This window comes from Zoogloea sp., assembly GCF_044344315.1.
Classification (GTDB): domain Bacteria; phylum Pseudomonadota; class Gammaproteobacteria; order Burkholderiales; family Rhodocyclaceae; genus Zoogloea.
On sequence record NZ_JBIJDC010000052.1, the window covers coordinates 14,137 to 28,593 of the forward strand.

At 68.4% G+C, this 14,457-nt stretch carries 11 protein-coding genes; 8 read left to right on the top strand and 3 right to left on the bottom strand.

Going from position 1 to position 14,457, the window contains the following annotated elements; translation table 11 throughout:
- The first annotated feature begins 7 nt into the window (after positions 1-7).
- A complete protein-coding gene (locus ACIQ09_RS12505; protein WP_398310084.1) occupies positions 8-1,177 on the top strand; it encodes a PLP-dependent aminotransferase family protein in 1,170 nt (389 codons plus the stop codon).
- A gap of 12 nt (positions 1,178-1,189) precedes the next feature.
- On the opposite strand, the gene ACIQ09_RS12510 is transcribed toward ACIQ09_RS12505, so the two are convergent.
- From ACIQ09_RS12510 to ACIQ09_RS12520, 3 genes are all read right to left on the bottom strand, one after another.
- Entirely contained in the window at positions 1,190-2,311 is a 1,122-nt protein-coding gene (locus ACIQ09_RS12510; protein WP_398310087.1) for a hypothetical protein, read from the bottom strand.
- 77 nt (positions 2,312-2,388) lie between these two features.
- Complete coding sequence (locus tag ACIQ09_RS12515) at positions 2,389-2,826, bottom strand: hypothetical protein (RefSeq protein WP_398310090.1); 438 nt, start codon at positions 2,824-2,826, stop codon at positions 2,389-2,391.
- Positions 2,823-3,872, bottom strand: coding sequence for a hypothetical protein (locus ACIQ09_RS12520; protein ID WP_398310094.1), 1,050 nt, complete (start codon positions 3,870-3,872; stop codon positions 2,823-2,825). Before ACIQ09_RS12520 ends, ACIQ09_RS12515 begins: the two co-directional genes overlap by 4 nt.
- A 95-nt stretch (positions 3,873-3,967) precedes the next feature.
- Between ACIQ09_RS12520 and ACIQ09_RS12525 the strand changes: the two genes are divergently transcribed.
- The 7 genes from ACIQ09_RS12525 to ACIQ09_RS12555 all read left to right on the top strand — a co-directional run.
- Entirely contained in the window at positions 3,968-6,022 is a 2,055-nt protein-coding gene (locus ACIQ09_RS12525) for a TonB-dependent receptor plug domain-containing protein (RefSeq protein ID WP_398310097.1), read from the top strand.
- Between the two features lie 22 nt (positions 6,023-6,044).
- On the top strand, positions 6,045-6,584 hold the full coding sequence (locus ACIQ09_RS12530; RefSeq protein WP_398310100.1) for a YfiR family protein: 540 nt from the start codon (positions 6,045-6,047) through the stop codon (positions 6,582-6,584).
- Positions 6,585-6,602: 18 nt separating this feature from the next.
- Positions 6,603-10,022, top strand: a complete 3,420-nt coding sequence (locus ACIQ09_RS12535; RefSeq protein ID WP_398310103.1) for a response regulator — start codon at positions 6,603-6,605, stop codon at positions 10,020-10,022.
- Positions 10,019-12,991: an EAL domain-containing protein gene (locus ACIQ09_RS12540; RefSeq protein WP_398310106.1), complete on the top strand. Its 2,973-nt coding sequence runs from the start codon at positions 10,019-10,021 to the stop codon at positions 12,989-12,991. Before ACIQ09_RS12535 ends, ACIQ09_RS12540 begins: the two co-directional genes overlap by 4 nt.
- Positions 12,988-13,635: a pyridoxamine 5'-phosphate oxidase gene (pdxH, locus tag ACIQ09_RS12545; RefSeq protein ID WP_398310109.1), complete on the top strand. Its 648-nt coding sequence runs from the start codon at positions 12,988-12,990 to the stop codon at positions 13,633-13,635. The genes ACIQ09_RS12540 and pdxH overlap by 4 nt, the downstream gene beginning before the upstream one ends.
- 167 nt (positions 13,636-13,802) lie before the next feature.
- Positions 13,803-14,150 carry a c-type cytochrome gene (locus tag ACIQ09_RS12550; RefSeq protein WP_398310112.1) on the top strand — a complete coding sequence of 116 codons (348 nt, stop codon included), beginning with the start codon at positions 13,803-13,805 and terminating at the stop codon, positions 14,148-14,150.
- The coding region (locus tag ACIQ09_RS12555; protein WP_398310115.1) for an NAD(P)-binding protein at positions 14,147-14,457 on the top strand (311 nt) is incomplete at its 3' end. The genes ACIQ09_RS12550 and ACIQ09_RS12555, both read left to right, overlap by 4 nt.

Here is a 14,457-nt window from a genome sequence, read left to right on the forward strand (position 1 = left end):
AACCCCCATGTCGAACCGATCCACCGCCAGCCTTCCCCTCTCCCTTTCCGCCCGGGTGCACGACCTGCACCCGTCGCCGATCAGGGAGATCCTGGCGGTGGTCGACCGGCCCGGCATGATCTCCTTTGCCGGCGGGCTGCCGGCCGCCGAGACCTTTCCCGACTTCGGCCTGGCCGCCCCCGACTCGGCCCTGCAGTATGGCCCCACCGAGGGCGATCCCCGCCTGCGCGAGCGCATCGCCGACGAGCTCACCGCCCTCGGCCTGGACTGCGGCCCGGAGCGGGTGCTGGTGTTGTCGGGCTCCCAGCAGGGCATCGACCTGGTGGGCAAGCTCTTCATCGACCCGGGCACGCCGGTGGCGGTGGAGTCGCCCACCTACCTGGCGGCCCTGCAGGTGTTCCGCTTCTTCGGCGCGCGCTTTGCCCCCTTCACGCCGGAAACACTCGACGCGACGGGCTTTGGGCCCACCCGGCCGGCCTTCGCCTATGCCATCCCCACCTTCCAGAACCCCACCGGCCGCTGCTACACCGGTGCCGAGCGGGAAGCCCTGGCGAGGACCTGCGATGAGGCCGGGGTGCCCCTGTTCGAGGACGACCCCTACCGTGACCTGGTGTACGACGCCTGCGAGCACCGCCCGGTGGTTACCCACCTGCAGGGCAGCCCGTGGATCTACCAGGGCTCCTTCTCGAAGAGCCTGGCGCCGGGCCTGCGCCTGGGCTTCCTGGCTGCCTCGCCGGAGTTCTTCACCTACCTGGTGCGCCTCAAGCAGGCCGCCGACCTGCACAGCAACCGCCTCAGCCAGTGGCTGGTGCTGCAGCAGCTGGCCGCCCCCGGGCGCCCGGCGCGGATGGCCCGACTGGTGGACTTCTACCGCCACAAGCGTGATCTCTTCGCCGCCGCGCTGACGCGCCATTTTGGTGGCCTGGCGAGCTGGGAGACGCCGGCCGGCGGCCTGTTCTTCTGGATCCGGCTGCACCAGCCCATCGACACCCGGGCCCTGCTGCCGCTGGCCATCGAAGCGGGCGTGGCCTTCATGCCCGGTGAAGCCTTTTACCCCGACGATGCGGCCGCCACCGGCACCCTGCGCCTCAACTTCAGCCATGCCGACGAAGCCGACATCGACCGGGGCCTGGCGACCCTGGCCGGCCTGTGCGCCAGCCATATGGCCATGGGCTGACACCCCGCGCCCTCAGGCCTCCGGCCAGCCCACTGCGTCACGGCCGGACGCAATCGCCGCAACAATGGCGCGGCGGGCCCGGGCACGCCGCAGCAGGTTGCTCACCTCGCCCTCCCGGCCCAGCCATTCCAGGAAGCGGCGAAGGGCCAGCATCACCCCGCCGGCATCGACACACTGGGCCAGCAGTACGACCTGGGTCTGCATCACGTCCTCGGCCGCGAACACGCCGAACTCCGAGGCCACCGCCACCGCATTGCTGGTGCCGAGCAGGCGCAGGGCCTGGGATTCGGTCACGCCCCGGTGGCAGGCAAGCAGGTGGATAGGGCCGATGGCGTCCTCGGCCTCGAGCAGCCCGGCGCACAGATGGTCGGTATAGAAGGGCTGCCCGACCCGCTCCCGCGCGGCCGCCACGCCGAGGGCTGCGGGGATGGCGTCCACCCGCAGCAACAGGCGGGCCGGTGCCAGCCCCGGGGGCGCCAGGGTGTACAGCACGCCCTGCTCCGTGGGTACGCCATCAAGGGCATCCACGAGGGCTGAGCGCATGGCTGCAGCGCGGCCGGGCAGATCGAGCCGCGCCCAGTCGAGGGCTGCGCCCTGGTCTACACGGCGGCCGGTGGGGCGCGCACCGCGTTTGGCCAGCTCGACGAAGCGCTGCATCAGCAGGCGCAGCGCCACAGCGAACAAGCCGTCCCGGTCCTGCACCCGGGCATGGATCAGGCGCCGCCGGGTGACATAGGCCTGGAAAACCTCGTCCCGATCGGCTGAGGGTTCAATCAGGGGCTCCAGGGCAATCACCGATACCACGTCACGGCGCCGGGCCAGGGCCTCCTGCAATTCGGCGTGGCAGATCCCGATGCTGCTGTCGGCCTCGGCACTGCCCGCTTCCCCGGTGTACAGCACCAACACCACGTCGGCCCGGCTGATCTCGTCAAGGGAGCCTTCGAGGATGGTGCGCCCGGCCGGGGCCGGGTCGTCTTCATGGATCCACACTTCGAAGGGCTGATGCCCGCCAATGCGGATCCCCTCCACCTGAGCCTTGAGGGCCAGGCGCAGCTCGGTCAGGGTGGTATCGCCGAACACACGGGTGGCGGCGCGGCTGGAGAACATCACACGGAGACGGGGGATATCGGCCATCAGAGTTTCCTGGGCAGGCGGCGGAGGCGCCCACGATACCACTCCGTCATCCGCCGGTGACGGCCGATCCCCGCCGGCTAGGGCGGCGGCAGATCGATGCCCCGAGCCCCCAGCCAGGCCCGGTCCAGTTCCCACTTGACGCCCTTGATGCCGGGCTGGGCTTCGACGATGGCGCGCGCCTCGGACTGGCGCGCGGCGAGGGTCTGCTGGGCGTCCACGAAGGCCGGGTTGTTGGCGTTGCTCACGTCAATGTCGGGGTAGAGGACAGCGATCACCCGCCGCGCCGGCACGTCGAAGTTGCGTGGCGTGCCCATCACGGCCATGCCGTCTTCCTGCACACGCAGCACCCGGAAGGGGTAGGGATAGGCTTTCAGTGCGGGGCTGGCGGTGGTTTCGAGGACAGCATTGAGCGCCCGTGCCCGGGAATCGGGCCGCTTGATGGCCCAGTCGGCCACGAACACCAGGGCCACGGCCACCAGGATCCACTGCCAGGTCTTGATCTGTTTGAAGCTCATGGGCGCTCACGCGAGAGTAAAGGAGAGGCGGCCGGATCGCGGAACCACACGCGCGCCGAGAAGGGATCGACGATGAGCGCGCCGCCGGCAAAGAAGGACGCCCCCAGCTGGGCCGCCGGCTGCGGCCAGGTGCCGATGCCACCACAGACCCGTGCCGCAGGCGGCGTGCGTTTGACGAAAAGAGTCACCCCGGCCTCGCTGCGCACCACCCGGCCCGACGGCCCGACGAAGCCCAGGGCCGTGCCCGGGGGCAGGCGCCAGGCATCCACCGGCTCGCTCACGCCAGGCTGGCAGGTGGTGAGCTGCAGGGCGATTTCCGGCCGCGGCTGAAGCCGGACACCGGCCAGGCGCAGGGCGTCAAAGAGGGCCACGTTGATATTTACCGACAGGGGCTGACTGCCGTCGTCATAGCCGGTATCGAGCTGGGCCACCGCCTCCACCGGACCGATGCGGATCGGCACCGCCGGCACGTTGGGGCAGGTCGGGCTGCCCGCCCGCGGGCAACTCAGGCGGCCCGCCCCATCGGCGTAATAGTCACGGGTGCTGAGAGCCGAAAAACCAGCTGCGGTCAGCGCCTCATCCGTGCAGAAGCGGCCCCGCTGGGCCCGGTGGAGGCGCCCCTCCGGGTAATCCAGGGTGTAGATGTGGGACGCCAGGAAATCCGTACCGATGATGCCCGCCTGGGGCACGCTGCCCAGCAGGCCGGTCGCCCCGCCAGCTGGCAGACGCACCCGCCCCCAGCTGCCGAAGAAGGTGAAATCATCGTAGGTATCGGCCAGCCCGGGCTGCGGGCGCGGCTTGAGTGGCCCGAAAAACGCATCCGGCACGATGGTGCTGAAGGTGGCGCCGAAATCCAGCACAAAGTAGCCCTGCCGCCCGGCAACCGTCACCAGGGCATAGGGCATCTGGCTTGAGACCACCAGGGGCTGGACCTCGCCGAGGCAGGCGGGCAAGGGCTCACTCCCATTGGTGGCCGAGGCGCCAGCCAGTGCACCCAGCGCAAGAACGCCAGCCAGGAAACGCCGAAACGTCCGTTTGATCTTCATTTCATACCCGGATAAGATCTGGGGCGGATTGTCATATTTTGTTTCCCACCCTTTCCGCCCCTCCCGAACGCCTCTCTCAGGCCGTGATCGCAAGGATGAAATCCCCTCGTTTTGCACCTGTCCTGCTCCTGATTCCGGCCCTCGCGGCGGCGGCGGATACCCCGCCCCGGGACGGCGCACCCCTTGAAAACCTACCCCTGGCCGGCTTTGTGGAGGTCACCAGCCTCGAGCAGCTGGGCAACCTAGTGGTGACGGATACCAAGCTGGAACAGTCAGCCGATACCGTAACCCAGCGCATTGTCGTCCTGCGCAGCGAGGAAATCGAGCATCTCCCCAGCCCAAACCGCAACCTGGCCGAGCTGATGCGCCACACCTCGGGGCAGTTCGTTAACGTGCTGTCGCGCAACGATGCCAACTGGGGCTCCTACGCCGGGCTGGGCCCCAAGTACAACAGCTACCTGCTCGACGGTCTGCCCATCGACGCCTTCGTGGACGCCATGAGCCTGGACAGCGCCGCCATCGAGCGCGTTGAGGTGCACAAGGGGCCGGCCTCGGTGCTGTATTCCAACTACCTGTCCATGGACTTCGTGGGCAACCAGACACCCCTGGCCGGCACCACCAATTTCGTCCTCAAGAACCGCATCGACGCGCCGCTGACCCGCGTCAGCGCCGGCGCCGGGGCCTGGGGCAGCTACCGCGGCAGCGCCTATACCCAGGGCAACGCCGGCCAGCTCGGCTACATCCTCAGCGCCGGCCACGAACGTGCCGACTACACGCCCTACGGCATGTCCGGCTCCTGGCTGCAGACCACCCAGTCGCCGCGCTACGAGAAGGACAAGTTCTTCCTCAAGCTCAACTACGCCCTCGACCGCCCGGACCACACCCTGTCCGTGTTCTACCAGCGCACCGCCCACCAGGGCAACATGGGCCGCCCGAACCGGGATTTCGAGCACCACTACGACACCCTCAACTTCGCCTACAACAACGCCTTCGCCACCGACTGGCACCTCCAGTTCAAGTACGGCGAACGACGCTACGACCGCAACTTCGCCAATGACGCCTACCCCGGCAGCCTGGCCCTGGTGAATAACGAGAACACCCGCCAGACCATCCGCCCCGCCGACCTGACCCTCAGCCACCGTCACGGCCAGGGCGCCCTGCTGACCCTCGGGGTGGACGCCCAGTGGGTCGATTACGAGACCGACGTGCGCGGCCCGGCGGGCAGCGTCTCGGCCGAAAACCGCGCCCAGGCCCGCTCCACCGGCTACTTCATCCAGGAAAAGATCCAGCTCGACCAGTGGATCCTGCGCGGCGGCCTCCGGCGCAACACCCTCGAACACGACTACGCTCGCCTCGGCGGCAACACGCCGACCACCCGCTCCGCCAGCTGGAGCAAGAACCTGTGGAGCCTGGGCACCCGCTACAACATGGCGCCCGGGCTGGCCTTCTACGCCAATGCGGGCTCCAGCTTCATGGCCCCGGCGGCCAAGCAGATCGGCGGCACCGTCTCCTCGCCGAGCACCAGCGGCGAGCTGCCCAACCCGGGCCTCAAGCCCGAGAGCGGCATCGGCCGCGACCTGGGCATGGCCTGGCAACCCAGCCGGGAGCTGGCCATCGACCTGCGCGGCTTTCTGAATACCCTCGGCGATGCCATCGTAACCAACATCGTCAGCGCCACCCCCTCCCAGGTCCGTTCAGAGAACGCCGGCAGCGCCCGCGCCCTGGGCTTCGAGCTGGATGCCCGCTACAGCCCGTCGGCCGCTCTGAGCCTGTTCGCCAACCTGACCCGCACCCACACCCGGGTCAAGGACCCGAGCAATGCCGACCACAACGGCACCGAGATCCCCTTCGCCCCGGCCGAGCTGGCCAATGCCGGCGTGTCCCTGCGCCTGCCCGGCGACATCCACGCGGTGGCCTACTACCACTGGGTCGGGCGCTACTACGACAGCACCTCCCGCGGCAGCCGCCAGGGTTTCGGCCACTTCGGTCTGGTCAACGCCCGCCTGTACAAGGATCTGATCCACAATGCGCGGCATGAAGTCCGCCTGACCCTGGACCTGAACAACCTCACCGACCGGCAATACCGCATGCCCTTCGATTTTCGCGATCCGGGCTTCAACGCCTTCGTCGGCGTGGATCTCCGCTACTGAGCGGCGCCATGCACCTGCACCGATGAAGCGCCGCGCGCCGCGCCCGCGCCCCCGCCTCCTGGTCCGCTGCGCACTCGCCGTGCTGGCAGCGGCCAGCCTGGTGCCGGCCCACGCCGCCCCTGGCGAGCTCGAGGCCAAGATCAAGGCCGCCTACGTCTTCCACATCATGAAGTTTGTCGACTGGCCCAGCCTGCCCACCGACGCCCTGCACCTGTGCGTGGCCGGCAACGACAGTGTCACCCTGCTGCTGGCCGACCTGGCCGGCAAGCAGGTCAAGGACCGCTCCCTGAAGATCGACAGTGACGGCAGCTTCGACCCGGCCCAGTGCCAGGTGCTCTACGTGGGCCGCCCTGATCGCCGCTGGCCCGAGCTGCAGGCCCGCCTGCGCGGCCAGGCCGTGCTGACGGTCAGCGACCAGGACGGCTTTGCCCGCGGCGGCGGCATCGTCGGGCTCTACCCGGAGGGCGGCAAGATCAAGCTCGAGATCAACCCCGATGCGGCCCGCAGTGCCAATCTGCGGATCAGCGCCAAGCTCCTCGAGCTGGCGCGGACCGTGCCCTGACCGCGAAACCCGACTCCCATGCGCGCACTGTTCGACGGCCTGCAAATCAAGACCAAGCTGGTGATGATCATCGTCATCACCAGCCTCGCGGCCCTGCTGATCCAGGCCGCCGGCTTCATCGTCTATGAGCGGATGCGGGTCAAGGACGAACTAGTGCGTGACCTCTCCTCCCTCGCCCGCATCGTTGCCGACCGCAGCACCGCCGCCCTGATCTTCAACGACGACAAGGTCGCCATCGAAACCCTGGGCGCCCTCAAGGTGAAGCGGCCGGTCACCGCCGCCTGCCTCTACGACGCCGAAGGCAAGGTGTTTGCCCGCTACGACAGCGGCGAGGAACGCCCCTTCGCCTTCCCGCCCCTGCGCAGCATCGAAAGCCGGGCCGACATCGAGGACGGCTACCTGAGCCTGAGCGAGCCCGTGATGGAAGGCGGCGTGCCCATCGGCACCGTATTTATCCGCGCCAGCCTGCGCGAGCTGGACCTGCTGTGGCGCAACTACCTGCTCTTCGCCGGCCTGATCGCGGCGGCCACCGCGGCCCTGACCCTTCTCGTGGCCACCCGCTGGCAGCGCATCGTCTCCGGCCCCATCGAACGCCTGACCCAGACCATGCAGACGATCTCCACCAGCAAGGACTACAGCGTCCGCGCCGGTGCCGAGAACCGGGACGAGATCGGCACTCTGGTAGCCGTCTTCAACGGCATGCTGGAGACCATTGAGGAACGCAACCACGCCCTGCTCACCACCAACCAGCGCCTGTCCGACAACGAAAGCGAACTCAAGGCCATCAACGAAGGCCTGGAGCAGCGTGTGGCCGAGCGCACCGCCGAACTGCAGGCCCTGTTTGATTCGGCCAGCGTCGGCATCGTGCTGCTGCGGGATGGCCTGATCGTGCGCAGCAACCGGCGCCTGGACGAGCTCTTCGGCTACGCCCCGGGCGAACAGCTGGGGCAACCGGCGCGCATCTGGCTGGTGGACCCCGCCGACGAACGGCTGGCCAGCACCGGCGACAGCGCCGAGCGCCTGGCCCACGGCGAAACCCTGCGCCACGACATCCCCGTGCGCGCCCGGGACGGCCGGCACTTCTGGGTGCGCCTGTCGCGGCGGGTGGTGGACCCGGCCGACCCGTCCCGCGGCATGGTCGGGGTGATCGAGGACATCACCGCCGAGCGCGACGCGCTGGAGGAGATGATCCGCGCCAAGACCCTGGCCGAGGAAGCCTCGCGCATGAAGTCGGACTTCCTGGCCACCATGAGCCACGAGATCCGCACGCCGATGAACGCCATCATCGGCATGCTCTACCTGGCCCTCAACGCCGAACTCAGCCCCAGCCTGCACAACTACCTGTCCAAGGCCCAGGGCGCCGCCCACTCCCTGCTCGGCATCATCAACGACATCCTCGACTTCTCGAAGATCGAGGCCGGCAAACTCGAGGTGGAGTCCATCGAGTTCGGCCTGGACAGCGTGCTTGAGCAGCTCAAGGACTCCATCAGCCTGCAGGCCGAGCAGAAGGGCATCGAGTTCCTGATCCGCTACGACGTGACCATTCCCCCGGTGCTGGTGGGCGACCCCCTGCGCTTGGGCCAGATCATGCTCAACTTGTGCAGCAACGCCACCAAGTTCACCGAGAAGGGTGAGGTGGAGCTGGCCTTCCACAGCCTGTCCAGCACCGACGACGAACTTATGCTGCATTTCTCGGTGCGCGACACCGGCATCGGTATGGCCCCGGAGCTGGTCCAGCGCCTGTTCCAGAAATTCACCCAGGCCGACCAGACCACCACCCGCCGCTTCGGTGGCACCGGGCTGGGACTGGCCATCAGCAAGCACCTGGCCGAGCTGATGGGCGGCCGCCTGTGGATCGAGGAGTCCTACCCCGGACGGGGCACCACCGTATGCTGCACCGTCCGCCTGCAGATCGCCCGGGACGCCCGCCCCGACGGGCACCAACTGGTTGAACAGGCCAGCCCCCTGCTGCGCGACATCCGCGTGCTGGTGGTGGACGACAACGAGGTATCCCGGGAAATCCTCGCCGAGATGCTGCGCTTCTTCCACCTGGACGTGGCCGTCGCCTCCAACGGCGCCAGCGCCATGGGCATGCTCCAGGAGACCGGCAAGCGCCCCTTCGACATCGTCCTGATGGACTGGCGCATGCCCCCCATGAACGGCGACGAGGTGACCCGGCGCATCCACGCCAACCCGGCCATCCAGCCCAAACCGAAGGTCGTCATGGTCACCGCCTACGGCCGCGAGGACGTGATCCGTGCCGCCGAGCAGGCCGGCGTGGCGGGCTTCCTGGTGAAGCCCGTGTCCCCCTCCATCCTCCTCGACACCCTGCTCACCAGCCTGGGGCGCGGCCGCCTCTTCGAGGAACAGTCCGGCGACGCGCCGCGCGATGGCATCTGCGACTTCCACGGCGCCCGCCTGCTGCTGGTGGAGGACAACGAGATCAACCGTGAATTCGCCACCGAACTCCTGCGCCGCATGAACACCCAGGTGGACTGCGCCGAGAACGGTCAGGAGGCCCTGGCCCTGGTCCAGGCACGCAACTACGACGCGGTGCTGATGGACATCCACATGCCGGTGATGGACGGCCTGGAGGCCAGCCGGCGCATCCGCGCCCTTGGCGAGCGGGCCGGTGGCGAACGCTTCCGCGTGCTGCCCATCATCGCCATGACCGCCCTGGCCATGGCCCGGGACGAGCAGCAGAGCCTGGCCGCCGGCATGAACGACCACATCACCAAGCCGGTCTCGCCCGAGCGTCTGCAGGCCGCCCTGGCCCGCTGGCTGCACATGCCCCTCGACCCCGCCGCCCCGGGCCGCCTGGAGGCCGCCCTGCCAGACGACCTGCGCCGCCTGGAGAGCCTGGACAGTACCCAGGGCGTGCGCCGCATCGGTGGCGACAGCGAGGCCTACCGCAAGCAACTGCGGCGCTTCCGGACGCGCTACGAAGACGCTCCGGCCCGGCTCACCGCCATGATTGCCGAAGGCGCCCTGCAGCGGGCCGAGGAGTACTGCCACGCCCTCAAGGGCGTGTGTGGCAATATCGGTGCCGATGCGCTGTTTGCCTGCATCACCGACATCGATACCCAGCTCAAGCAGAGCAGCCCGCCCGACGCCGACAGCCTGGCCCGCATGGGTGCCCTGCTGAAGCAGGTGATGGACGACATCGACAGCCTGGCGCCCCCCCAGGGCATGGCGCCGGGCAGCACCGCGCTGCTCAGCGACAGCGAGATCGCCGCGCGGGTGAGCCGCCTGCAGGCGCTGCTGGAGACCGACCTGGGCGCCGCCCAGGCCACCCTGGCCGAGCTGCGCAGCGGCGTCACCGACAGCCTGCTGCAAACCCTGATCCGGGACGTGGCCGAGAAAATCGATCTGTTCGAGATCGACGAAGCCCTGGCCCTGCTGAATGACCTGAACACGCAACTGGTCGGACGAACATGAGCGACACCCCTACACCGGACAAGGCCAAGCCACGGATCCTCGTCGTCGACGACGTCAGCGAGAACCTGCACATCCTGGTCGGCATCCTGCGCAACGACTTCGCGGTGATTGTCGCCACCAATGGGCCCAAGGCCCTGGAGCTGGCCAGCCGACAGCCGGCCCCCGACCTGATCCTGCTCGACATCCGCATGCCCGGCATGGACGGCTACGAGGTGCTGCACCGGCTCAAGTCCGACCCGGCCACCGCCGACATCCCGGTGATCTTCGTCACCGCCCTGGCCGAGACCGCCGACGAGGCCGTCGGCCTGCGCCTGGGTGCCGCCGACTACGTGACCAAGCCCATCAACCCCGAGCTGCTGCTGCTGCGCGTCAGCAACCAGCTCGAACTACGCCGCCACCGCCGGCGTAGCGCCGTCGGGCAGGGTGCCGAAGCTCTGCTGCGCCAGGACAAGCCGGCCCTGCTGCTGGTGGATGACATCCCCGAGAACCTCCATGGCCTGGCCACCGCCCTGCAGGACGACTACCGCATCATGGTGGCCGCCAACGGCCCCAAGGCCCTGGAGCTGGTGACCGGCGCCCACCCCCCCGACCTGGTGCTGCTGGACATCATCATGCCGGAGATGGACGGCTACGAAGTGTGCCGGCGCATCAAGGCCAGCCCGGAAGGCAGCCGCATCCCGGTCATCTTCGTCACCGTGGTAGACAGCGTGGTGGACAAGGTGCAGGGCTTCTCCATCGGCGCCGCCGACTACATCACCAAGCCCTTTGACATCGACGAGGTGCGTGCCCGGGTGCGCACCCACCTGGACCTCAGCCGCCTGCAGCGCTCCCTCGAAGACCTGGTGGACCAGCGCATGGCCTCGGTGCAGGAAGCCAACGAAGCCCTCGCCGAAAGCAAGGAGAAGTACCGCATCCTTGCCGAATACTCCCCCAACTGGGAATACTGGGTCGACCCCCACGGTTTCTACCTCTACATCTCCCCGGCATGCCTGGAAGTGTCGGGCTACGGCCCGGTGGACTTCATCGGCGATCCGGACCTGATGCGCAAGATCATCCACCCGGATGACCTCCCCATCTGGCTCGACCACGACGAAAAGGTGGTCACCCCTGGCGGCCATCGCCTCACCCCCTTCCGCATCCGCGCCCGGGACGGCTCGGAGCGCTGGATCGAGCACGTATGCCAGCCGGTGATCGACGTGCGCGGGCGCTTCCTGGGCACCCGTGGCACCAACCGGGACGTCACCGAACGGGTGATGGCCGAGGAGCAGCTCCACCTGGCCGCCACCGTCTTCGCCAACACCTCGGAAGCGGTGATGATCACTGACGCCGACAACCGCGTGCTGACCATCAACCCGGCCTTCAGCGAGATCACCGGCTATGTGCACGACGACATGGCCGGCCAGGGTCCGCACCTGCTCCAGTGCAATCCCCTCGACGACGACACCTACCGCAACATGTGGGCGTCCGTGGAAGCCAGCGGCCGCTGGCAGGGCGAGGTGTGCAGCCGGCGGGCCGACGGCAGCGACTTCATCGCCTGGATCACCATCAGCACCGTGTTCCGCGACGACGGCGCGGTGCACCGGCGCGTCATCCTGTTCTCTGACATCACCGAGAAGAAGCGTGCCGACAACCTGATCTGGACCCAGGCCAACTACGACCACCTCACCCAGCTGCCCAACCGGCGCCTCTTCAACGACCGCCTGGAGCGGGAGATCAAGAAGGCCCAGCGCGACGAAACCGTGATCGGCCTGCTCTTCATCGACCTGGACCGTTTCAAGGAGGTGAACGAAACCCAGGGCCACGAAACCGGCGACCTGCTCCTCGTCGAAGCCGCCAGCCGCATTCGCCAGAGCGTGCGCGACTACGACACAGTAGCGCGCCTGGGCGGCGACGAGTTCATGGTGATCCTGTCGGAGCTGCAGGGCGGCACCGACATCGGGCGCATCGCCCAGGACGTCATCGAACGCCTCTCCGCCCCCTTCGCCCTCAACGGCAACGAACACTTCGTCTCGGCCAGCATCGGCATCGCCCTCTACCCCGCCGACGGCACCGGCATCAGCGAGCTCATCAAGCACGCCGACCAGGCCATGTACCTGGCCAAGGACGCCGGCCGCGCCTGCTTCCGCTTCTTCACCCGGGCCCTGCAGGAGAGCGCCGAGCAGCGCGTGCGCCTGGCCGGTGAACTGCGGCGGGCCCTGGAGGCCGGGCAGATGGAGGTGTACTACCAGCCCATCGTGGCCCTCGACAGCGGCCGCATCATCAAGGCCGAAGCCCTGCTCCGCTGGAAGCACGCCACCCAGGGCTTCGTCAGCCCGGCCACCTTCATCCCCATCGCCGAAGACACCGGCATCATCCACGAGCTGGGTGAGTGGGTGTTCGAGCAGGTGCTCGCCCAGACCCTGCGCTGGCGCAGCACCCTCGGCCCCGACTTTCAGGTCAGCATCAACATCTCGCCGGTGCAGTTCAATTCCGGCGAGCAGACCTTCCGGCGCTGGATCGACAGTCTGCAGGCCGCCGGACTGCCCGGCAGCAACCTGGTCATCGAGATCACCGAAGGCCTGCTGATGGGCACCGACCCGGGCATCCGCGATGCCCTGCTGCGCTTCCGCGACGCCGGCATCGGCGTGGCCATCGACGATTTCGGCACCGGCTACTCGTCCCTCTCCTACCTCAAGAAGTTCGATATCGACATCCTCAAGATCGACCAGTCCTTCACCCGCAACCTGGCCCCAGAAGGCGCCGACTTCGCCCTGTGCGAAGCCATCGTCGTGATGGCCCACAAGCTCGGCCTGAAGGTAGTGGCCGAAGGGGTCGAGACCGAACTGCAGCGCGACCTGCTGCGCCAGATCAGCTGCGACTACGCCCAGGGTTTCCTGTTCTCCCGGGCAGTGCCGGCAAGCGAATTTGAAACCCTGCGCCCGGACAGCGGTCCGAGCGAGCATCACAGCCTCCCGGAAAGCCTTTCATGAGCGACACCCCCAACCTCGCCGACCTGCGCAAATCCTACGAGCGCGGCAGCCTCGACGTGGACGACGTGGCCACCGACCCGCTGAGCCAGTTCGGCGCCTGGCTTAGCGAAGCCCTGGCCCAGCAGCTCCCCGAACCCAATGCCATGACTGTCGCCACCGTCGGCCCCGATGGCCGCCCGTCCACGCGGGTCGTGCTGATCAAGGGCTACGACGCCCGCGGCATCGTCTGGTACACCAACTACGCCAGCCGCAAGGGCCACGAACTCGACGCCCACCCCTTCGCCGCACTGCAGTTCCACTGGGTCGAGCTGGAGCGGGTGGTGCGCATCGAAGGCCGGGTGGAGAAGGTCTCGGCCGAGGAATCCGACACCTATTTCGCCAGTCGCCCCCTCACCCACCGCATCGGCGCCTGGGCCTCCGAACAGAGCCAGGCCATCCCCGGCCGCGGCACCATCGTCGCCCGCGCGGCCGAGTACGGCCTGCGCTTCGGCCTCAACCCGCCCAGGCCCCCCCACTGGGGCGGCTACCGGCTGGTCCCCGACTACTGGGAGTTCTGGCAGGGGCGCAGCTCACGGCTGCACGACCGCATCACCTACCGGCTCGCCGACGACGGCAGCTGGACGCGGCAACGCCTGGCGCCCTGACTCGGGGAGGCGGACGGGCCGGCTTCATTGGTACAATCCGCCCCCGCGTCGCCCCTCCCACCGGCCTCCATGCCGGTAGCAAGCCTTCCACTGCACCGTGCACGCTTCGTTGGGCGCCGGCCAATCCCCCCGGAAAGGCGAATTTGCGCATTCTTCAAAGGCTTTCAGTGCCGTTTCATTACGTTTTTGCTCCCACCCTCATTGCCCCTGCCCTCATTGCAATCGCCGGCTTCGGCCTGGCGCCTGCCGTGCCCGCCCAGGCGGCAGAGCTGCCCGCCGCAACGGTGGCCATCCTGGCCGGAGGTTGTGTGAACTGCCACGGCCCGGATGGTCGTTCCCCCGGCGCCATCCCGAGCATCCGCGGACTGGATGAGGAACACCTCCGCACCCGCCTGACAGCCTTCCGTGACGGCCGCGATGCCCCGGGCAGCGTCATGACGCGCCTGATGAAAGGCTACGACGCCGAGCAGATCAAGGCCCTGGCGAAGTGGTTTGCGCAGGGCGAAACGCAATGACGGGGGTGTCGCGCCGGCAGATGCTGGGTGGCCTGGCTGCGGGTGGGGCGAGCCTTGCGCTGCCCGCCATCGTGCGGGCGGGGGCCGGGTCGGCCCGGGTGGTGATCGTCGGCGGTGGCTTTGGCGGGGCCACGGCGGCCCGCTACCTGAAACGGCATGCGCCGCAGCTGCAGGTCACGTTGATCGAGCCCGCCCCGCGCTTTCATACCTGCCCCTTCTCGAACCTCTACCTGGCCGGCCTGCGCAGCTGGGACAGCCTCGGCCACGGCTTCGAGGGCCTGCGCGGCGCAGGGATCGAGGTCATCCA